The organism is Flavobacterium sp. (assembly GCF_049318185.1).
Lineage (GTDB): Bacteria > Bacteroidota > Bacteroidia > Flavobacteriales > Flavobacteriaceae > Flavobacterium.
The window spans coordinates 1-20286 of the sequence record NZ_JBMOGV010000040.1 but is presented as its reverse complement, the minus strand read 5'-3'; the positions used below and the strand labels follow the sequence as shown (position 1 = coordinate 20286).

The 20286-nt window shown below is 32.5% G+C and carries 21 protein-coding genes; 10 read left to right on the top strand and 11 right to left on the bottom strand.

Annotated elements, in window-relative coordinates:
• From ACOYLT_RS05550 to ACOYLT_RS05540, 3 genes are all read right to left on the bottom strand, one after another.
• Nucleotides 1-3234, bottom strand: a 3234-nt coding sequence (locus tag ACOYLT_RS05550; RefSeq protein ID WP_422852870.1) for a tail fiber domain-containing protein, incomplete at its 3' end; no start/stop codon positions are given.
• A 32-nt stretch (nt 3235-3266) separates the two neighbouring features.
• Nucleotides 3267-4013 (bottom strand): hypothetical protein, encoded by a 747-nt coding sequence (locus ACOYLT_RS05545; protein ID WP_422852869.1) that lies wholly within the window; start codon nt 4011-4013, stop codon nt 3267-3269.
• 46 nt (nt 4014-4059) lie between these two features.
• Nucleotides 4060-4425: an RING finger domain-containing protein gene (locus ACOYLT_RS05540; RefSeq protein WP_422852868.1), complete on the bottom strand. Its 366-nt coding sequence runs from the start codon at nt 4423-4425 to the stop codon at nt 4060-4062.
• Nucleotides 4426-4598: 173 nt separating this feature from the next.
• Here ACOYLT_RS05540 and ACOYLT_RS05535 point away from each other — a divergent pair, with 173 nt between their 5' ends.
• From ACOYLT_RS05535 to ACOYLT_RS05525, 3 genes are all read left to right on the top strand, one after another.
• Complete coding sequence (locus tag ACOYLT_RS05535; RefSeq protein ID WP_422852867.1) at nt 4599-4985, top strand: hypothetical protein; 387 nt, start codon at nt 4599-4601, stop codon at nt 4983-4985.
• Nucleotides 4986-5105: 120 nt separating this feature from the next.
• Nucleotides 5106-7409, top strand: coding sequence for a primase-helicase family protein (locus ACOYLT_RS05530; protein ID WP_422852866.1), 2304 nt, complete (start codon nt 5106-5108; stop codon nt 7407-7409).
• A 371-nt stretch (nt 7410-7780) separates the two neighbouring features.
• Entirely contained in the window at nt 7781-8182 is a 402-nt protein-coding gene (locus ACOYLT_RS05525; protein ID WP_422852865.1) for a hypothetical protein, read from the top strand.
• Between the two features lie 294 nt (nt 8183-8476).
• On the opposite strand, the gene ACOYLT_RS05520 is transcribed toward ACOYLT_RS05525, so the two are convergent.
• The 3 genes from ACOYLT_RS05520 to ACOYLT_RS05510 are packed head-to-tail and all read right to left on the bottom strand — an operon-like array spanning nt 8477 to nt 10195.
• Nucleotides 8477-8782 (bottom strand): hypothetical protein, encoded by a 306-nt coding sequence (locus tag ACOYLT_RS05520; protein WP_422852864.1) that lies wholly within the window; start codon nt 8780-8782, stop codon nt 8477-8479.
• A 37-nt stretch (nt 8783-8819) separates the two neighbouring features.
• Complete coding sequence (locus ACOYLT_RS05515) at nt 8820-9638, bottom strand: hypothetical protein (RefSeq protein ID WP_422852863.1); 819 nt, start codon at nt 9636-9638, stop codon at nt 8820-8822.
• Nucleotides 9639-9658: 20 nt separating this feature from the next.
• A complete protein-coding gene (locus ACOYLT_RS05510; RefSeq protein WP_422852862.1) occupies nt 9659-10195 on the bottom strand; it encodes a hypothetical protein in 537 nt (178 codons plus the stop codon).
• A 60-nt stretch (nt 10196-10255) separates the two neighbouring features.
• Between ACOYLT_RS05510 and ACOYLT_RS05505 the strand changes: the two genes are divergently transcribed.
• Nucleotides 10256-11296: a hypothetical protein gene (locus ACOYLT_RS05505; RefSeq protein ID WP_422852861.1), complete on the top strand. Its 1041-nt coding sequence runs from the start codon at nt 10256-10258 to the stop codon at nt 11294-11296.
• Nucleotides 11297-11356: 60 nt separating this feature from the next.
• Nucleotides 11357-12745, top strand: a complete 1389-nt coding sequence (locus ACOYLT_RS05500) for a hypothetical protein (protein ID WP_422852860.1) — start codon at nt 11357-11359, stop codon at nt 12743-12745.
• 112 nt (nt 12746-12857) lie between these two features.
• Here ACOYLT_RS05500 and ACOYLT_RS05495 read toward each other — a convergent pair whose 3' ends face one another.
• Entirely contained in the window at nt 12858-13244 is a 387-nt protein-coding gene (locus ACOYLT_RS05495) for a hypothetical protein (protein ID WP_422852859.1), read from the bottom strand.
• 41 nt (nt 13245-13285) lie between these two features.
• Between ACOYLT_RS05495 and ACOYLT_RS05490 the strand changes: the two genes are divergently transcribed.
• The 3 genes from ACOYLT_RS05490 to ACOYLT_RS05480 are packed head-to-tail and all read left to right on the top strand — an operon-like array spanning nt 13286 to nt 15937.
• Nucleotides 13286-15058, top strand: a complete 1773-nt coding sequence (locus ACOYLT_RS05490; protein ID WP_422852858.1) for a Ulp1 family isopeptidase — start codon at nt 13286-13288, stop codon at nt 15056-15058.
• A gap of 3 nt (nt 15059-15061) precedes the next feature.
• Complete coding sequence (locus tag ACOYLT_RS05485; RefSeq protein ID WP_422852857.1) at nt 15062-15262, top strand: hypothetical protein; 201 nt, start codon at nt 15062-15064, stop codon at nt 15260-15262.
• Nucleotides 15263-15316: 54 nt separating this feature from the next.
• Complete coding sequence (locus tag ACOYLT_RS05480) at nt 15317-15937, top strand: hypothetical protein (protein WP_422852856.1); 621 nt, start codon at nt 15317-15319, stop codon at nt 15935-15937.
• 222 nt (nt 15938-16159) lie between these two features.
• On the opposite strand, the gene ACOYLT_RS05475 is transcribed toward ACOYLT_RS05480, so the two are convergent.
• The 3 genes from ACOYLT_RS05475 to ACOYLT_RS05465 all read right to left on the bottom strand — a co-directional run bounded on the left by ACOYLT_RS05475 (nt 16160) and on the right by ACOYLT_RS05465 (nt 18732).
• Nucleotides 16160-16765 carry a hypothetical protein gene (locus tag ACOYLT_RS05475; protein ID WP_422852855.1) on the bottom strand — a complete coding sequence of 202 codons (606 nt, stop codon included), beginning with the start codon at nt 16763-16765 and terminating at the stop codon, nt 16160-16162.
• 31 nt (nt 16766-16796) lie between these two features.
• Nucleotides 16797-17768 (bottom strand): hypothetical protein, encoded by a 972-nt coding sequence (locus ACOYLT_RS05470; protein ID WP_422852854.1) that lies wholly within the window; start codon nt 17766-17768, stop codon nt 16797-16799.
• 262 nt (nt 17769-18030) lie between these two features.
• The gene (locus ACOYLT_RS05465) at nt 18031-18732 is read right to left on the bottom strand and encodes an FkbM family methyltransferase (RefSeq protein ID WP_422852853.1); all 702 of its coding nucleotides are present in this window, start codon (nt 18730-18732) and stop codon (nt 18031-18033) included.
• Between the two features lie 33 nt (nt 18733-18765).
• Between ACOYLT_RS05465 and ACOYLT_RS05460 the strand changes: the two genes are divergently transcribed.
• Nucleotides 18766-19230 (top strand): hypothetical protein, encoded by a 465-nt coding sequence (locus tag ACOYLT_RS05460; RefSeq protein ID WP_422852852.1) that lies wholly within the window; start codon nt 18766-18768, stop codon nt 19228-19230.
• Nucleotides 19231-19287: 57 nt separating this feature from the next.
• Nucleotides 19288-19557, top strand: a complete 270-nt coding sequence (locus ACOYLT_RS05455) for a hypothetical protein (RefSeq protein WP_422852851.1) — start codon at nt 19288-19290, stop codon at nt 19555-19557.
• 156 nt (nt 19558-19713) lie between these two features.
• Here the strand turns inward: ACOYLT_RS05455 and ACOYLT_RS05450 are convergent, their stop codons facing one another.
• Nucleotides 19714-19968: a hypothetical protein gene (locus ACOYLT_RS05450; protein WP_422852850.1), complete on the bottom strand. Its 255-nt coding sequence runs from the start codon at nt 19966-19968 to the stop codon at nt 19714-19716.
• Nucleotides 19969-20286 lie beyond the last annotated feature (318 nt).

Sequence of the window (20286 nt, the reverse complement as noted above, 5' to 3'; positions counted from 1 at the left end):
CCCTAAATTATAATAGTCATTTACAACATCCTTTTTAAGCATCCAATAAGCATCAGCATTAACTCTTTCACAAGCATCAGGAAATACTTTATTAACATTTTGAGCCACATACCCGCTATGATATTCAGTATATTTGGTTCTCAACTTTCCATTTTTATACTCTTTTTCTGGAGAAGGTGGTTTGTATTGAAACTTTACTAATTCTAATTGTAATAACTTATCTAAAATATTTTCGTCAATAATAGGATTTATATTTCGTTTTACACGCCTATCAGAAAGGTTCGTAATAGCTCCATTTGTGGCGATTTTCCAACCTGTTGTAATTGCGTAATTAGTAGCAGTAGTCATTATATCCTCATCAATCCACCAAAGAGTAGATTGGTCGCCGGGGTTCACAATTATAGTTGTATTCCCGTTCTGGCAAATAGCACTACCATCTTGAAGACTATTTTCACAATTGCTATCCCACACATTCCATTGGTCTGTTGGTGCTCCACCATAAATATTAGAACTAAGTGGTTTTCCTGCTAAATAAGTAGAAGTAAAAAGGTTCACACCCGTGCTTGTGTTTATATAACAACTATTAGTAGCAGTAGTAAATTCGGCTTTATTATTACAAATCACTCTGCCAGTTGCTGAAGTATTACTAAAGGATACATTACCGGATGTTTGTGAAGACCCAAGCGCAATGTTTCCTGTTGTTGTATTGTCGCCAACCCCAAAAGAAGAAGTAGCAGATAAACCACGATAAGCAGGACAATTTATCACGCTTGTTGAAGAACCTGTTATTGATTTGCCTGTTCCTAAAGTAGTATTTTTGTTTATAGTAAGAGTTCCGCTATCACTCGCTGGTGTAGTATTTCCAAGCGTAATATTACCCGTTGATTGTGTAGAACCTATTGTAATATTTGCAACATTATCCGCAGCCTGATTACATATAGCAAAATTTGACCCCCCGTGGCCGATACTTGGGCTAAATATACCTGAACTACTCGCATCCATAGTCAATCGTCGTCCAGCAATAACATAAACATTAGAATTAAATACAGACCAACCTTGTGGATACGCATTATTACTCGTAGCAACAGTCGGCCCGATAAATAGTGTTCCAGTAGTTAATCCAGTTGCTAATGAAACATTAGCCGTTGTATTTGTAGTTCCGAGACTTAATGCTTGTGTGGCAGATGTTGAATTATAAGTAGGGCATAATATAGAGCCGGTTGTTGATGTTGTTAAAGTTTTACCTGTCGCCAAAACAACAGACGGGTTTATAGTAAAACTACCTCCGCCAGTATTACCTAATGTTGTTGTGCCCGTAGTTGTTGAAAATAAAACAATGTTGCTTGCTGCTGCTGTCCCCTCTATGGTATTAACCACAACTTTACCTGATGATGATAAGGTTAAGTTTTTCCCACTGGCTAAAACAACATTAGGGTTTATAGTAAAATTACCTCCGCCAGTATTTCCTAATGTTAATGTGCCTGTTGTGGTTGAAAATAAAACTATATTATCTGCAGGAGCCGTCCCTTCAATAGTATTAACAACAACCTTACCGCTGGTTGATAAGGTTAAGTTTTTACCAGACGCTAAAGTAATATTTTGTTGAATATCCAAGGGCATCCAAAATGTAATATAACCAGTATCAGTCCCCGGATTAAATGAAAAACCACCTATATTCAACACGCCATTTCTCATTGATGTCGCCAAATTCATAGAACCAGTTAATTGAGTAGCAAAACCTATTGCCCCAGCAACTATATTGTTAAAAAGAAATATAGTAGAAGTGGGAGCAATCCCGTCTATTGTATTACATATTATGTTTCCAGTAGAACTGATGGTTAAGGTTTTTCCAACCGCAATTGAAGTATTTTTATTTATCAGAAGAGTTCCGCTATCACTTGTAGGCGTAGTATTGCCAATAACAATAGAGCCACTTGAAGCACTTGGCTGAATATTTATGTTTCCAGTTGTTTGAGTTGCCGAAAAATTTATAGTATCAGTTGTAGCCAAAGTATCAAAGTAATTGCAATATATTCCCTTATTACTTGAGAAAGGCGTCGAACCAATATATAAATCCTTACGAGTTCTAATTAAACCTGTATCGCCAGTCTCTCCAATTTCTATCGTACTGGATGTCGTTGTTCCTGTCAAAGTGTTGCATAGGATTTTACCGCCAGTAGCGTTTAAAGTAATTGATTTGTTTGCAGGTAATATAACTGATGGATTTATAGTAAAAGATCCACCTGAGGTTGAACCTAATGTTGTTGTGCCCGTAGTTGTAGAAAATAAACTAATATTTCCTGCCGGAGTTAAGCCCCTAAATGTATTGCATGATAAAGTATTATTAAAAGTATTATTCAAGCCCGAAAATGTATTAGAGCCAGAATAAGTATTATCGCCGGAATATGTATTGCTTGATGCAATAGTTTTATATATACTAAGATTACCTGAATCAAAAACCTCGCCAATAGTTATATTACTTGAGGATGTTCTGCCAGTGTAAACATTACATAATATTTTACCGCCAGTTGTATTTAAAGTAATCGTTCTATTTGCGGGTAATGTAATATTATCATTAAAAGTAATACCTCCGCCTGTGCCTAAATTATTGCCAAAGGATATTGCCCCAGTTTGTGCTAAATATAAACTGACAGGATTAGATAAAGTAGCACCTCTTATAGTTTCAACCTGTAAATTACCTGTAGCGGTAATAGTGATATTTTTTCCGGTCGCCATAGCAATAGTCATTTGAGGGTTTATCGCATTTCCATTTGAAGTATTACCAATAATGATAGAGTTGCCAGTTGTATTTTGAAAGAGACTTATAGCAGAACTCGCCGAAGTCCCCTGAAAAGTATCGCAATTTATTACTCCGCCAGTGGCGTTTAATGTGATTGTTTTGTTTGCATCCATTATCAAACTTCTATAACTTGTCAAAGTTCCGGTATCTCCGCTGAGACCAATCACCATAGATGAACTGGTTGTCGTGCCTCGCCATAAATCTGTTATTAATGTTGTAATATTCGCTGTCGTGATATTGGCAGTTGTAATGTTGCCAGTTGTGCTATTCAAAGTTGTTATCGTGCCTGTTGTTGAATTTAAAGTCGTTATTGTGCCAGTATTACTAAATAGTGTATAAATTGTTCCTGTTGTTGCGGTTAAATCAGCGACTATTAGAATATCTGCCTCAATCTGACTTAAATTGTATAATGCTAAATAATTTGGTATAGTCATTTATATTATAACAATATATTATATAATATAAATTAAAATTCAAGGTTGCATTTTGGTAATTGATAATTATACATTGCTGTTCCATCATTCGTATATACACATTTACATTCTGACATAGGTTTTCCACAAGCACCTAAACCCTCTTGTTTTTTATATTGTTCTAATGCTTCTGTATTTCCTTGTCTAGTCAAATATCCAATTGTATAATCCTGTAAATATTTTTTATTTTTTGCTTTCTGTTTATCTGTCAGTAAGAAATCTAATAATCCTCCTCCATACATTTCAACATCTCCATATCCCTGTTGTTCTAACTGTTTAAGTTTTTGTTCATACATTTGAGTCAATTCCTCTGTGTCCTGTATATCTGTTTTACGAGTATTGAATTTCCTTATGAATTTCCGCAGAATCTCATTCCCCTCAAGAAATACTTTGACTTTAATTAATTCTGCCTGTTTCAAATTGAATTCACTTTCTTTACCTTCTTTACGCAATCGGTCAATGACTTTATTGAAAATATTATCTGCCTCTCTAATCGCCTCTGGAGTTGTTGATAGTTGATAGCGAATGTCGTGTGCTAAACTTTCCTTATCTATAGGAGTTAATCCTTCCTGTCCTTTTGGAATCCTCAAATCAATACGCGAACCTGGTCCCATATATTGCGCCCAAGTATATTTACCGTTTGGTAATTTTAAGACACCGTGATATTCTTTTGGATACAAATCATTGATAGACTTATCAACCAATGTGGCATCACCAATTGTTTTTAATAATCCATACATTTTATTATATACAGGATATAATAAAAATTAAATTCTTTATAGCATTTCAAAATAATTTTTTACGACAAGTGGGACATTCCATTTTGACTCTCTTACTTTGCTCCAAACATTCTTTGTGATATATATGACCACAATATGTTATTTCTATATTTTCCTTATTTACCAAGTCCAAACAAACGGGACAAGTATATTTTTTATTTAGTTGTTCTGCCATTTCATAAAATTCGGATGTAATATGCGTCGGTAAAGTTGATTTGTCAATCAAACCACCAGTATCATTACGTCCGATTGTTCTAATTATTACAGTAGCATTTTGAGACTGTTCTGCCTCTAATTGATAGTATTTCGCCCAAGCAGTTTTGCGTCTGCGGTCTAAATTATCATATTGAGTTTGTGTGTAAGTTCTTGACATATCGTGTATGATTATTTGTAAAACATTTTGTAAAAAAATTCAATTTTTTTTCATTTACATTTTTCCAAAATCGTAATTTTCTAATCACACAAAATTAACCTCTATTCCTCCCCAGCAGTAAGGAAAAATTGATTTTTTTTTGGTTTTTCTGGATAATTCTCACCTTTTACAAAATGTCTGAAACTCAAACACCTAACGAACCCAATTGTGAATTCTGCAATAAGACTTGTGAGAATGGCGGAAATAGTTATGACCCTATTGAGACATTTAGTTGGGAAGAAAACAGATGTTGCGATGAATGTAATTTAAAAATTGTAATTCCCACAAGGGTGTCGCTTGGTTCTTTACAAGAATGTCATAGATGTCAAACTTTTACTAAAGAATGGACACCTTTGCTTTGCATTTACTGTGATGATATCCATCCTTTCTGTGAGGATTGTCTTAATGAAATTGATGCATACACTGGGAAATATTCTAAATGTGAAAGTGATGATGAGTGTGGTGGTGATACTGATGATGAACAAGAGGAAAGTGATGATGAAAGTTCAGATGATGAATAATTGTAATAAAATATTTGATTTTGAAACTCGTTGGAGTTTGAAAATGAAAACTTGATTTTCAAAATAAAAAATTGAATTTTAATTTAAAGAATTACAAATTAAAATAAAACTGATAATAAAATGGAGAACGACGGAATAATTACACTTAATGAAAGAATTGACATTGAGAGTTTACAAAAAATAATTTATAACTTTGATAGTTTGAAACACAACTTTGAAAAAAAGGAATTCAAAAGTAAGGGTTATGACATTGAGATTCTGAAAGGGATTTTGAAAAAGTATCTAAATTCAAAAAAGAAATCTGACGAAATTCAATACGGATTCGTGGGAAAATTAAAACACGGTCGCAGATTCAGTAAGTCTTGTTCTTTACAAAGTCTCTGTAAGAAAATTAGACATACAATATCTGGAGATATTTATTATGATATTGATATGAAAAATGCCCACCCAACGATTCTTTCTCAATATTGTGGAAAAAATGAGATTTCCTGCCAGAAATTGGATGAATATGTCAATGACAGGGACGGAGTCATTAATTCACTTGTAAAAGAATATCCTGATGTTTGCTATGATGAAATCAAAACTTTACTTTTAACGATTCTAAATGGTGGCGGAGAACACGAGGTTGAGGGTATGAACCAGTGGTTGTTGGATTATTATTATGAGATGAAATCTGTGAGGGAAAAAGTCTGTAAGAAAAATCCTGAACTCGTTAAACGCGCTAAAAAAAGAAAAGAGACTAACATTGATGGTGCGGCAACTAATTATTTAATGTGTGTAATTGAGGATGAAATTTTACAATCTATTTACAAATTTTGTAAGGATGTTAATGTTGATGTTGGAGCATTAGTTTTTGACGGTTTAATGGTTTATCGTGATAGTCATTATTTTACAGAACATTCTGTTGATGACTTTTTACAACTTGCCAGAGATTTCGTTAAGAAACAAACAGGTTGGGATATTGTTCTTGTTGAGAAACCAATGAAAAGTGGTTTGGACTTGTCTGATTTAACTTGTGAGGATGAAATTGAAATGGTGGTATACAACGATGACTATGTTCTATCAGACGAGGAAATTGAAAAATATGTCTGGACTGATTTCTATATGGAAAGCAGAGGCGTATTCCAGAGCAAAAGTCATTTATTCAGTTTTTTCAAAACACGATTTCCATATGTTTGTAATAAATTAAATATCGGCGAAGGTCTATATGTCAAAAAAGAAACTTTGGAAAATAAAATGAATCTGGTTAAAGGTCGTTGGGGTGTGTTATTTTCTCACGCAACTCCAGATGGAAAAGTTAATGTTTATAAAATGATTGAACTTATTGAGGGAACTGGCATTCCCACATATAGTGAGTTATGCTATAAACCAAAAAATGATATTTTATCACACCAATTTAATACTTGGACAAAATTGAAATCTGACAATAATGAAACTCGTAAAAGTGATGTGAATTTATTATTAGATTTTTTGAGAGAAATCATTTGTAATAATAGCGATGAAATGTATAAGTATCTTATTAGTTGGATAAGACGCATTTGTAAAACTCCTTGGCAAAAAACTCAAACGGTTTTACTGTTCCATAGCAAACAGGGTTCAGGTAAAGGTTCCTTTGTGAATTGGATGATTCAATGGTTATTTGGAATCAACAACTCTGCTTATGCGTCAATCAATACAATCACGCAAAAACATAATGCCATTTTGGCGAATAAGATTTTTATGGGAATTGACGAATTACCGACCGTTGAAAAACAATTCCATAATTTATTTGACACGCTGAAAGGGATTATTACTGACCCTTATTTGACTGTGGAACCAAAAGGGATTGAACCTTATACTATTGATAATTTATGTAATTTCATATTTATGACAAATAATAAACATTCTGTGAAATTGGAGCAAAGTGATAGACGATATGTTGTGTTTGAGATTAATGAGAAAAGAATTGGAGATTTTGAGTATTGGAGTTATGCTCATAAGGAAATTTTTACAGAGGATATGGCGAACACATTCTTTACATATTTGGTAAATATTGAGGACGATAATCCATTAGTTGTTGATTTGCGTAAAATCCCATCCTCACGATTGAGAGAGATTATGAAAGAAATGAGTTTGAATAATATTGAATGTTTTATAAAGGATGTTAGAGAAAGAGTTGGAATCGCTGATATTAAATTTACTTTGTATGACGCGAAAACTGTTAAGGATAAATATGGAAATAATGTGTTGGAAACAACTGATATATGTAATCATCCAGATTATAAGGGCGGCGAAACATTTACTATTTCAAAAAAGGATTTGTATGATTCTTATTGTTTCTGGTGCGATAATAATGGTGAGAAACCAAGTAAGTTAAAATATTTAAGTAATCATTTGGAGGAGGTTAGAATGGGGAAAAATAGAGATAGATGCTTTAAGGTGTGATTGTGGTTGAAATCTGGCGGACAAAACTGGCGGACAAAACCATCATTTTACAAATGAAAATTTTTTTCTATTTTTACAAAAGTCAAAAGTTCAGTTCCAAGTTCCAACTTTTTTGTGTTTTTTACTTACAATCAGTTGGAAAAACGCGGTTTTGTCCGCCAGTTTTGTCCGCCAAACACCAGTGTTTTTATGGCATTACCACCCCAATTTCTCCTATTTTCACTTTCATTTCCACATCAATCACTATATATATCTAAAAAAATCGGTTTCTTATTTGTTTTATTCAAATAAAAAGTCAATCTGAAAAGTTCCAAAAATAATTGAAAATAAAAAATTGAATTTTAATTTAAAGAATTGTTATTATAAATAAAATGTTGAAATCCGATATTTACCACACCGCAACCCTAAAAGCAATTCAAAAATATAATATTACAGACGAGATGATTGATACGGTTGCTGATATTAAGGAGTTGAGAAAATATATCGCAAACTTTTCCAGACGACAATGGCAACGACAGAATAAAAGTTATTATAAGGAAAGGTATAATCTGGTAAAAAATAACGTATATGAACCAGGTATGAAAATATATTATGAAACTGAATCAAATGATAAACCATTCAAAGTGGAGGGACGAATATCACGAACTCGTGAATATATTAGAAATTATAATAAACAATATTACCAAAAACGCAAGGAACGATTAATGTCTAATAAGCAACCCAAAAATCTCTGTGAAAAATGCTCTGGAAAATCAGAACAATCAGATTATTGAAAAAAATGAAAATGAAAAAAAATTGATTTTTTTTCGGTTTTTTCCAGAAAAAAGTCATCAACTATAAATGAAAGAACAAATGAAAGAACAAATTAATATTCGTCGTTGTGAAAACGGTAATTGTAATGGAGGTCAAGCATTTCAGATAAGAGACAAATTATTTTGTTCACCTGTGTGTGGTAATATATATTTTAATTTGACACCAAGAGATAAGGACTATTGGCCCAGTCTTGAAAAGCGAACAAAGTAAATATAAAATTATTAATTTTTATACTCGTAAATGAGTATAAAAATTTAATTACCGACACCGAAAGTATTTTCTTTTATAATCGTAATATATAAAAATGCGTCTGATGGTTTCTTGTTTAGTTTATATTGCGAGTAAAATGCTCCAATATTTTGTGTCATATCCATTATTTTATTATCTATTAAGAAAAATATTGCTTCGCTGGGTTTGAGTTGAATATGCTTACGAATACTCGCACAGCAATATCCGAAATTCTCGCTTTCAGGTAGTAAAAATCGTCTCTTACAAATTTCTATACTTTTATCCGGTAAGATAATAGCAGGAACAAAACCATAATACTTACTCCTTATCATTTCGCAATCCATTTTATTATATACAATTTATTTTATTTTAGTAATCCAATTCTAACTGTTTGTTAAAGTTCTGTCTAAATTCCTCTGTTCTCACATTCATATACAAAAAATTGAACATCTGCTCTGTGGCATATTTATAGATTTCCCAAAACTTTTCAAACTCTATACTCAAATCCAGAACCCTATGTATATATTCCAATTTCTCCTGTGAAAATGACCTGAACGCAAAGAACAAATCAATCTGTAAAGTGCTTTCTGGTCTTATATCGTGTAGGTATTGAGATGATATTATAACAGAACTGCCACTGTGCCTATGCTGTTTCAATAGTCTGGCAACACTTGGGGATTTTAACTGTGAAGAGATATCGTCAAAAATGAATAGATTTTTTGGTGATGTTTTCTTTGGTTTATATTCTTTCTTTTCTTTCATACCTTTCCCTTTGAAAATATCAAATACAGGTTTATCCGGTGGAGGCAAATCATCCACTTTTGGTTCATCAATTTCCTCACTCAACCCATCCAATATAGTATCCAACACATTTCCCTTTCCTTCTTGAATGGTGTCAAATAAATTGACTTGATTACCACGCTCATTCAACATTTTTATAATTTCAATCCAACTGGTATCAATTTTATATGTTGAGCAGAAAATCCACATAACAGTTCGCTTATCAGTGCATTTCCGTAATATCTCGTTAATAAGCGAAGTTTTGCCTGATTTTTTTTTACTACATATAAAAAGTGTCCAATAATTTAAAGGTATCAATTTGTATCCTTTAATTTTAGTGATATCTGTTGGATTACAATCAACTATCGGTTTTACAGATACATTATTAAGTTTTGTTTCCTTTATCATTTATTATAATATAGAATAATTTAAAATTTTATAGAAACATTACGTGCTAAATGACTGATTCTTGATAAATGGTCATTATACGCTCCCAAACTCTTTAACTTTTTATTTTCCTCTTTCAACGCATTCAATTCCTCTTGTGCTTGTCGTTTTATTTCCTCCTTTTCTTTTTTAGTTAGTTCCTGATGTTCTGCCAACCATTTCTTTGTGCGTTCCTCAATCTCATTTCTATCATCAACAAATTTTAGTTTAGACGACAATTTTTCCTCAACCTCTGCGACTTTAGCATCAACTTTAGCATCAATATCCTTTCTTTCAGGAATATGCTCAATTTCATATTCTGGTTCATCCTCTTCTGATTCCTCTTCTGATTCTTCCTCAACTTTAGATTCTTGCTGTTTTGCTTGTGCGACACCTTCTTTCGCTTTCATAATATTCTGATAGATTCCAGATTTCTTTAAGTTTTCAAGGGATTTTACAGAACGCATATCAACGGTTCCGTTTTTGGCGATACGATGACCTTCCTCATTTCTTATAATTTCCTTTTTGACTCGTGGCATTTTGTTTTTTATTGAACAAAATATTTTATTTAAATTTTAAAAAAAATCGTCAATATATAAATGAGTATATTTGACTCTTCATCAACCACACCAATAGTCATCAATTTTAGTTCAAAGGACAGAGTTGGTGGAACCAATAGTAATTTCATATCAAAACCAATAGATTTGGGCATTAACAAATATGACTCTGTGTGTCTCATACAGAGTTCAATACCGCGTTCTTTTTACAACATTCCAACAAATTATAATACATTTAGAATATCAGAACCAACAGGTTCAAAGAATTTTCTCGTAACGATACCAGTTGGTTCATATAATAAAATTAATTTGGCATCAGTTCTCGCAACAACAATGACAGCAGCAAGTCTCGCCTCCGGAAACGGATGGACATATACCTGCTCGTATCCATCCGCACTTGTCGGTGATACATTTAAATATACATTTGCGGTAAGTGGAAACGCAACACAACCATCGTTTATTTTTACAACAGCAATGTTTCGTCAAATGGGATTTGAGGAAAATACAACATACGCATTCACATCCAGTTCATTAGTTTCAGTCAATTGTATAAATCTGGCATATATCACACGAGCGTTTATTAAATCAAATGTTTGTCTCAACGCACAGGATGGAATACTGGAGGAGATATTAAATTATGGGTCTTATCCAATGTTGTCATTAGCATATTACCAACAAGTTGCTTTTGACTTGAATACACGCACATATAATGATAGTGCGATAAATTCTTGGAGTTTTACACTTGTTGATAGTTTTGACCAAATTATTGACTTAAACGGAATTCCGTGGTCATTTTCACTTGTTTTCTATAAACGGAATGATACTCACGAATTACACAAAAATGAATTATTAATATCAAATGAAGAGAGATTGTTTAAGATAATGGAGGAACAAACAAAAGTCAAAGAACAAATAGCATCAGTATCAGAACCACAACCGACATTTCAACAAATTGCTCCATCATATACATCCTCAACAGCAGAAATGCTACAACCGATTTTTGAACAACAACCGTATGGATTAAGTGAGACAATTTTCCAATTACCAACAATTCCAACAATAGAAACTAAACCAAATCCGTAAAAAAAAAATAAATTACTAAAAATATTTAAAAAAAATATTTTGATTCTATTAATAAAACAAATGGAACAAATCTCCGAAGAATTAAAATATGCGCCCGTTGTGAATAATCACTCAACGACCGCTTTTAGAAAAATTTCACCTCAAGGTATTTCTACACAAATTCCCTTATCTGCTGCCAGTGCGGTTGGTCCGACTGAATTCATTATACCGCCCTCTGTTTTCAACCCAAGTAAATCCCGTTTGAACTTTCAATTGGAATTGCCTGACCCTGGTGCTACGGTTGCTGTAAATTGGGTTGACGCTAACTTGTTATCAACTATTTCTCGTGTTGTGTTGTATGATAGTAATACTAATGCTGTTTGGCTTGATTGCTCTAACTTTGAAAAGTATGCTGCTCTTGTTGTTCCTGCAGCAACATCGTATGATGATTTCAAAACTAAACAAGGATTCTGGCAGAGTACTACATATGCTCAAAAAATGGGAATCGCAAATACAGATTCTCAACCATTTCCTATGGAGGATATCAGCAAATCCAACTCACTTGTTAACGTAACACATCTTAACACTGCCGCCGCCTCAACAGCAGCATTTAATTCTTATGAAGGACGCAGATATCTATTGCCTGGAACCGATAGTGATAAATCGTTTTTGGATGTTTCTATACCTTTAGCAGCATTCAAATTTACTGCTCTTGCTCTTGATAAACAACTATATAATCCTGCTAACTTGGTTCTACAAATCTACTGGAATGCTACTGATAATTTTGCGTGGTATGCAGCATCTACTACAAATCCCACTACATCTGCTGCATCTATTGGTGCCACTGCTTATATTAATAATCTGTCTCTACAACTTGCTAATGAGCAAAACTTGACTATTATTTCTAAAATCACTCAGCAAGTTATGTCAAGCGGAATTTCCATACCAATTGCTTACCCAACTACAACGAGACAGGCAATTAGTTCCAGCACCGCCCATTCTTACCAGCTAAATCTTACGAAGGGTTTTGGTCAGCGTATTTTGGCACTCGTAACTGGAGCGTTTTCAGTTGGTTCTACTGCTGTTAATGCCAAAAATTCTCACATAAGAGGCACAATTTCTACATACAATACTTTTATGAATAATATTGCTACAAAATACCCAAATGGTTATGACGCCACCCTCGGTCAGGACTATTTCTATGGAAATAGAGAATACCTTGAAAAATCTACCATTCAAAATGCTGGAGAATATGCTGTTGCTGAATGGGTTCATATAGATAGTTATTTTGGAGAGAAACCAATGTGTATGGTTGACCAGACTGAAATTGATGGATATGATGTCGGTTCTACTGCCAGTGCTTGGCAAATCCAGTGTAATTTGTCCTCTGCCTCCGCTGCTACTTGGGTAACGGCAATTATCGGTCAAAAAATGCTAACTCTTTCTAATCAAGGTTCTATGGTTGCTTAATTAACTTACTAATCAATATTTTCAACTAACTTAAAAATAATAACATAAACGCTATACGCAAAACGAGTTGTAAAAATATGATTTTAATTTAATATAAAAATTAAAATCTCAATTAGTTCATTTCATCCTCTGCGTTGAATTCAACTATCATACCAATATAATCAGTTGCTGCTCCTGAATTGGTTGTTGCGGCTACAGACCCACCCATAGTTTTTAAAGTGAAATAATATTGCCCTTGAATTGGTTGAGGAACTTTAAATTGAATCTCAATATCTTGAACAGATGTTTGAGAATATGTATCATCCTGTGATAAAATACCAAATGGCGCATTTAGACCGATATTACTTTCAATTAAAACCATTCTTGCTGTTCCAGAAGTTCCAGCGTCATAATTCATACTTTTTATATGGATTGTCTTTACATTGAAAGGGACATTGATATAAGCAGTGGCAACAGGACTTGCCGCAAAAGTCAAATATATTGCTTGTGTTTGTTTCATTTATTATATAAGATATTTTTTTTATTTTTATATAATAAATAATGAGACCTCGCAGATTATATAAAGAAAATGGGAAATACTTTTACTTAGTTAATGGCAAAAGAAAGTATATTAAAGTGCCAGAAAATATTTCTGACAAACAAATGGTCAAAATTAATTTGAAAACATTAGAGAAACTGATTTCAAAGAGAATTAAACCGCGAAAAAAACGCCAACAATATAAATTTGAAAAACCTATAGTTAATGGTGATATAGGTAAGGCAGTTGCGATTAATAATCGTGATTTGCCATATCTATTTAATTATCCATCGGCATCATCTGCTTTTGTCCAACAGGAAAAACCGATTACACAGATTTCTGATATTTTGACAAAGGCAAAAGTGAGTCAAGATGCGAGTAAAGGATTTACTAAACTATTAGAGTATGCTGGTAAATCAATGGGTGAATTATTCAAAGGAGCAAATTTAATTGAGGATTCTAAAAGGTTGCGACAAACTGTTGCGCCTGATACAACTTCAGATAATATTCAACCACCACCTCCATTATTAGAGGATGTTATTGATAGAGATTTATTAAAAACATTACAAAATCCAGATGATATAATGAATCTATGGGAAACAGCATCTGGAAATGGATATGATATTGATAGTAATAGACAAGGATATAAAACATTTTTGAATAGATATATTGATAGTCTGGAATTAGATGAGGATAATGCTAAAAAATTATTTCTTAGATTCAAAGGAAATCAAGCATTTGAAAATATGTATTATGACAATTTATTAATTGGAATGAATAATGTCGGAAGCAGTTCATCATCATCGTCATTATCATATTTAACAACTCCAACGAGTTCATCAGCAAGTTCCACACCTAAAAAACCATTTATACCAACAGGAAATGAAAGTAAAGAGGATACACGAAAAGGAGAAAGTAAAGAAGCAGGTCCGTCTAAAGAATTGAAAGCATATGTAAGGGCTAATCCACCAAAGAAACCATTTTTACCAAAATCTGCTGGTGATTTAATGCCATCTAATAGAATCAAACCGTTATCAGTTGATGAGAAATTAGCAGCAACTCCCTCATATTCTGCGGCCACATCAGGAACTGAAAGTCCAGCGGCACCATTAAGTTCCAAATTATCTGCTGCTCCAATAGATGCTGTAAATATCGCACAAATCGCAAGAGAAGAGTTAATTAATTCTTTACCACCAGAGGCACAAGCGGCAGCACGAGTTGGATTTGGAAACGCATCAGGTGAAGGATTGTATAACGACGAGATAGCATCACTAATTCGCAAGAGAGTTGGAAGAGTAATTCCTGTCATTCCATCAGACCAAGTAAATGATTTAATGGCATATGTCAAAAAAGGAGACAAGAAATTCGCTGCTGTTATTAATACAAATCCATCCACAAGTGATGGTTCTGGAACCGATGGATATAGACCAGGTCATTGGAGAGCAATATTTATTAATGCGGAGGATGATTACCCAAGTGTTGAATACTTTGACCCACTTGCTGAAGGAAAACCAGAACAATCATTAATTAATGTAATGAAAAAACTCTGTAAGAAAATGAACCCTGAAAAAATGTGCTTATATAAACAGAATAATTTACGCAGACAGACAAAAACTTCCTCAACTTGTGGTTGGCATTCTATGCAATTTATTGATGATAGATGGCACGGTGTTCCTTGGTCTGAAGCAACAGGATATGACAATTATATAGAACAGCATAAGCAACCTGCCGATGATAGTAAGGATGGTGAGAATGATGTCAAGAAATATATTAAAAAATATAATGTTTATCTATAATAAATGAATGAGACAACTTATACTTATGAGTGTGTTTGTGGGACAGATACTGTTTATACTGTGCTTTCCGTTTTAGGATTTGTGATTCCATTAATAATATCAGAAATATTACCACTTTCAAATTGTGAGGCTAATGGAATTGTAGATGGTATTATCAAATTGATAAGAATAAGAAAAAATAAAATAGTTCCGATAAAAAAATAAAAAAAAATAATGTGTTATAATAAATAAATGGTAAAAAGAAAGAAAATGAGAGGTATGGGTGATAAACTCACAAAAGAGGAAGTTTTACAAGACCCTGCTATAGCATCAGCATTATTACAATGGCATCAAGAAAAGCAAATGGGTTCAGGAAGAATGATAGGAAAAGGTTGGTGGTCAGACTTCACTGGATGGTTATCTAAAAATAAGGTTATTAGCAATTTGGCGTCAATAGGTTCTGCTATTACCGGCGCTGTTGGTTTATTACCACTTTCGGCAGCATTGGCAGTTGCCAGTGGAGCAAGTTCAATAGCGGGTTATGGATATGTTAATAATCTATCAAGAATTGGAACTAAAAGAATGTCGGGAAGAGGCATTGGGCAGAATGGTGTTGGCAGTTCTATGTTAGGTTCTGGAATGATATATTCTCAAAACGGAACATTAGTAAATCAACCGAAAATGTCTGGTGGAGGAGTTTTAGATTTTGTTAAGAGACACAAATTAGTTTCCAGAGGATTAGAGGGTTTAGCGTCTGTTGTGCCTCTTGGTTCAAATGCTATGAATACACAAGGAACTAAAAATACTTTGTATCGTTTCGCAAACGCTGCTAAAATTGCTGGATATGGAACAACCGCATTTAATACTGTTTCAACAGAATTCTCAAATGTCCAGTTCTAATTGAGTAATATTTTTAAAGTAAATTATTTTAAAAATAAGACTGGCGGACAAAACTGGCGGACAAAACCGTGTTTTTCCAACTGATTGTAATTATAAAACATAAAAAAGTTGGAACTTGGAACCGAAGTTTTGACTTTTCTAAAAATCCAAATAAATTTTCATTTGTAAAATGATGGTTTTGTCCGCCAGTTTTGTCCGCCAAATTAAAGTTTTTCATTTACATTATCGTTCTCCACCTCTCTCGTATAAACCACTATCCAATAACATCTGTATCATTTGTCCTTTTGAATAGAGTCTCTTAATTCTGGAACCTCCTCCTAAATCTGGTCTAACTCTTGGGACTAAATCTGTGGCAATGATATCAACTCTATTTTTACGACCTCTCGCTTTTTCCGCATCAACATATGCTTTAATACTAATTAGTTGTGCTTGAACTGGTTGAATAGGTTGATTAATTCCATAGTAAGCATTAAACCTATCTCTGCGTCCAGCAGGTCTAACTCTCGGTGCCGGTGGAATAATATTTACATCATTCGCCATCATTTGCGCATTCTCTCTTTGTTGAACTGCTAAATCTGCTTGTCTGGCGACCTGTTCTCTTGCTCGTCGCATACCTCTAACTGCTTTCATTCTTAATGCTGCTTGTGGAATTGCTTTAACAATTCTTGCTCTCTTAACTCCTTGTTCTGTGGCAACTTTTGCTCCTTTTTGTATTCCAGCAGCAAATCCTGCTCGTAAACCGTTCCTGAAACATACTCCAGGTTTATTTCTGATTTGTCCTTGAGGCAAAGGAATTTTATCAGAACATACTATTTTTATTCGTGGCATTTATTATAAGAAAACATAAAATATCTTTTTTTTAATCATCTGGCAATTCTTTTTTTTCATCAGCAGTTTCATCAACATTTTTTCTAACATATTTAAGTGTTCTATCAATCTCACTGTTTCCCATAGCATTTGTAGTCTCTCGTATGTCAATCAAATCAACATTGCCGTATTTCTGTGTAAGGAATATATGTCTTAACATAGAACTCCCAATATTCTTTCCAAAAATATTATTAAGAATAAGGTTGATTTTTGGTTGTTCTATTTTCTTTCCAACACCATTAACAATCATATATTCGTGTGGATTTTTCAACATCCATTTCTGTATGATATTCCGCAAAGCATTAGGTATTTTAATTTCCTGTTTTCCAAGTCGTTTAGAATTCTTGTAAGCATTGAAATGGAATGTAGCCTCCTTTTTCTTACCTTTTACAAGCATATAATTATCGGCATCCATATCAGGATTTCTGATTTTGAATTGGGCGTAATCTAAACTCCTGCGTGGTGGAATTAAAACATAACAACTCAATAGAATAAACTCTTGTAATTTATTGAACTGTTTCTTGTTTAGAGTTGGCAGTTTGAATAAAGGTTCTGCCTCTGTTTTCAAATTCTCATAAACTTTCATAACCTCATCCCAAGTAATATAATTCTCCTCTTGACTTGCGCTTAATTTCTGTTTCTCTTCCTGTTTCTCAACATCATCCGCATCAAAGTATAACTGCTTTCTGAATGTTTCAATAATTTTAGCAGTATCATCTGGTGTTTTTTCTTTCTCATCCAGAGCAACAATAAAAGCAGACAATTTAGTCTTACGAATATTGGGTCTATAATTCATTAGACTCTCCAGAATATCCTTATGTAAATTAATAATATCGGCAATAGTTTCAATAGGTTTTCCAATATCTCGTGAAGTTTTATTTATATTACTCATATAAGTTCGTATGGAACTTTGAGAAAGGTTGGGGCGATTCTTAAGAATAGTTTCTTTTATTTCGTTAGTCATTTTATTGAACAAAATATTTTATTATTTTAAAAAAAATTATATTTATCATCGTTCTTTAAATAGGTAATTGGACATAAATGTGATATAGAACTTTGTTGAACTAATTATTTATTGAGTTAATTGTTGATATAGATTAATATTGAACTGAAAATGTCAGAAGAATGAGATAAAAAATATTTTTTATACTGATATTATTGTTTAATTAGGTCAAAAAAGAACTATATCAACTATTAACCCATTCAATAATTAGTTCAATAAAGTTCTATATCATACAATAAACCATTTTCATACACGGAAAGTAATTATAAACTGTTTCTCCCTCCTTAAACTTTGAAAACTCAACCACCCTAAAATACTCCTTTAAAGTATCCACAATTTTCAAAAATCTCGGTATAGATTTATCAAAGTCAAAACTATATTCAAATACTAATTTTTGTATATTAGCATTTCTATAGTCCTCTGGTTTCAATAATTCTAATATATCTATTTCTGCTCCCTCTATATCCATTTTAATACAATCAACCTTATGCTCTCGTAGAACATCCAATATAGACTGAATTTTAATTGTAATACTTTCTCGTCCTCTTTTTTTATAGATAGTATGTCTATACTTATTATAATCACCTTTACATATATATAATGGGATTTCGTCAGTAGTAATTCCGACACCCGCTTTTATTAATTTATAGTTGGTATTCGTAGGGAAATTCGTTTCCACATTTTTAGTTAGTAGTTCAAAATTATCTGGTTCAGGTTCATAGGTAATTACATTCGCTTTTTTGGAAAGGCATAGCAATGAGAATGTCCCAATGTTTCCACCTAAATCTAACCAATTCTCGTTCTCATTAATTGTAAAATTAATTTTCTTTTTCTCATAGACATTGGTTTTCAATACCTCAATAATGACTTTATCATCAGTAGTATTTTCTCTATAGTGTATATTAAAATTCTTAAAAGTTTTCATTTTTTATATTTATATATAATAAATATATTTTAAATGGAAAAAATTAATGAAATCACAGAAAGTTTGAAAAAAATTAAATTCACTCGTTCAAGTCGTAGAAAAAGTATAAACAATAATAAACCTCCTTTAAGTATGATTATGGGATTTAGAAAATGGTATGGAGATTTCGGTCTATCAGCAGCATCAAAAAAATACCCATTAGTATATGAAAAATTGAAAGAACTTATGAAAGAATTTGACCCCGAGTTTGAATTCACAACTATTACATTAAATAAAAATTTCAAATGCGAACCTCATAAGGATGGTAAAAATATTGGCGATAGTTATATAATTGGTTTGGGTGATTACGATGATGGTGAATTGAATATTGAAGGTGAAAAAATTAATATCAAAAATAAATTCTATAAATTCAATGGAAGTGAAAAAACACACTTTGTAGAGGATTGGAAAAATGGAGACAGATTTACATTAGTTTTCTATAAGAGAGAAAAATGGTAAATGAAAAAAAATTGATTTTTTTTTTAAAAGTTTTAGAAAATAATCATCAACCATCAAATGAGCAGATTTATAGTTTTAGTTCCTAAACCCGTAATAGATACTCTATGTCCTTGTAATAGTATTGATACTATTTTGAAATTATGTAGAGATGATAAAATTCCAAATATGACTATACTTGAACGAGATAATTTTTTTATAGGTGTAATTGATAGATGTTGTCCCTGTGATTGTGAGGACAGAATTAGTAGATTTAAAATTGAAAAACATAATATTGATGAATTTATACAAAACCAGTTGGACGATTTCGTAAAAGTATTAGATGAATAAATAATATATTAATTTTTATACTCGTAATGAGTATCAAAATTTAACGATATGCTAAATAGATAAAGTATCCAACGATACACGACATTGTTATACAAATTGCGACTATACCAATCACGGTATCACATTTATATTTATATTCTGCGATAGGCATTTACTTTACCACAATATTTTTAAAGAATAATTATTTTCATTTTTGTGTCTAATCTTATATAATCGTCGTCGCTCATCAGCATATGCTTTCCCTTTAGTTTCCAGAAATGTCCCATAGTCTCCATAGCCAGTAGCACCAATACTCGCAACCTTTTTGTTGCCTTTATATACATCAATTTTCTTTTTAGGATTAGATGATAGCCGTAATTCGACCCCGAGTTTCTTCGCCTGTTGTTTGCTGTATTCTTGAATAACATACATATTTTATTATAGATAAGATAATATACAAAATCGTTTTTGATTTCCGTTCTTTAAGATGTTTATTTAATTTTTCACAAAGCAATATACCTTGTATCTTAAATCTAATATTAGGCGTCGTCCTACCAGTTATGATATTATTCATTTATTATACAGTAGGAATTAATAATTGTTCTAATCTTGCTAAACGAGTTGTCAAATCATCTATCTGTAATTTCTGTGCGTCTATTTGTGCCTGTTGTTCTTTGTTCTGTTTAATCAATGCCTGAACCCCTAAATTATAATAGTCATTTACAACATCCTTTTTAAGCATCCAATAAG

Bases quoted from the DNA above. Each gene is read 5' to 3' on its own strand.
- ACOYLT_RS05545 (WP_422852869.1), bottom strand. From the start codon at position 4,013: ATGTATGGATTATTAAAAACAATTGGTGATGCCACATTGGTTGATAAG.
- ACOYLT_RS05540 (WP_422852868.1), bottom strand. From the start codon at position 4,425: ATGTCAAGAACTTACACACAAACTCAATATGATAATTTAGACCGCAGA.
- ACOYLT_RS05535 (WP_422852867.1), top strand. From the start codon at position 4,599: ATGTCTGAAACTCAAACACCTAACGAACCCAATTGTGAATTCTGCAAT.
- ACOYLT_RS05530 (WP_422852866.1), top strand. From the start codon at position 5,106: ATGGAGAACGACGGAATAATTACACTTAATGAAAGAATTGACATTGAG.
- ACOYLT_RS05525 (WP_422852865.1), top strand. From the start codon at position 7,781: ATGTTGAAATCCGATATTTACCACACCGCAACCCTAAAAGCAATTCAA.
- ACOYLT_RS05520 (WP_422852864.1), bottom strand. From the start codon at position 8,782: ATGATAAGGAGTAAGTATTATGGTTTTGTTCCTGCTATTATCTTACCG.
- ACOYLT_RS05515 (WP_422852863.1), bottom strand. From the start codon at position 9,638: ATGATAAAGGAAACAAAACTTAATAATGTATCTGTAAAACCGATAGTT.
- ACOYLT_RS05510 (WP_422852862.1), bottom strand. From the start codon at position 10,195: ATGCCACGAGTCAAAAAGGAAATTATAAGAAATGAGGAAGGTCATCGT.
- ACOYLT_RS05505 (WP_422852861.1), top strand. From the start codon at position 10,256: ATGAGTATATTTGACTCTTCATCAACCACACCAATAGTCATCAATTTT.
- ACOYLT_RS05500 (WP_422852860.1), top strand. From the start codon at position 11,357: ATGGAACAAATCTCCGAAGAATTAAAATATGCGCCCGTTGTGAATAAT.
- ACOYLT_RS05495 (WP_422852859.1), bottom strand. From the start codon at position 13,244: ATGAAACAAACACAAGCAATATATTTGACTTTTGCGGCAAGTCCTGTT.
- ACOYLT_RS05490 (WP_422852858.1), top strand. From the start codon at position 13,286: ATGAGACCTCGCAGATTATATAAAGAAAATGGGAAATACTTTTACTTA.
- ACOYLT_RS05485 (WP_422852857.1), top strand. From the start codon at position 15,062: ATGAATGAGACAACTTATACTTATGAGTGTGTTTGTGGGACAGATACT.
- ACOYLT_RS05480 (WP_422852856.1), top strand. From the start codon at position 15,317: ATGGGTGATAAACTCACAAAAGAGGAAGTTTTACAAGACCCTGCTATA.
- ACOYLT_RS05475 (WP_422852855.1), bottom strand. From the start codon at position 16,765: ATGCCACGAATAAAAATAGTATGTTCTGATAAAATTCCTTTGCCTCAA.
- ACOYLT_RS05470 (WP_422852854.1), bottom strand. From the start codon at position 17,768: ATGACTAACGAAATAAAAGAAACTATTCTTAAGAATCGCCCCAACCTT.
- ACOYLT_RS05465 (WP_422852853.1), bottom strand. From the start codon at position 18,732: ATGAAAACTTTTAAGAATTTTAATATACACTATAGAGAAAATACTACT.
- ACOYLT_RS05460 (WP_422852852.1), top strand. From the start codon at position 18,766: ATGGAAAAAATTAATGAAATCACAGAAAGTTTGAAAAAAATTAAATTC.
- ACOYLT_RS05455 (WP_422852851.1), top strand. From the start codon at position 19,288: ATGAGCAGATTTATAGTTTTAGTTCCTAAACCCGTAATAGATACTCTA.
- ACOYLT_RS05450 (WP_422852850.1), bottom strand. From the start codon at position 19,968: ATGTATGTTATTCAAGAATACAGCAAACAACAGGCGAAGAAACTCGGG.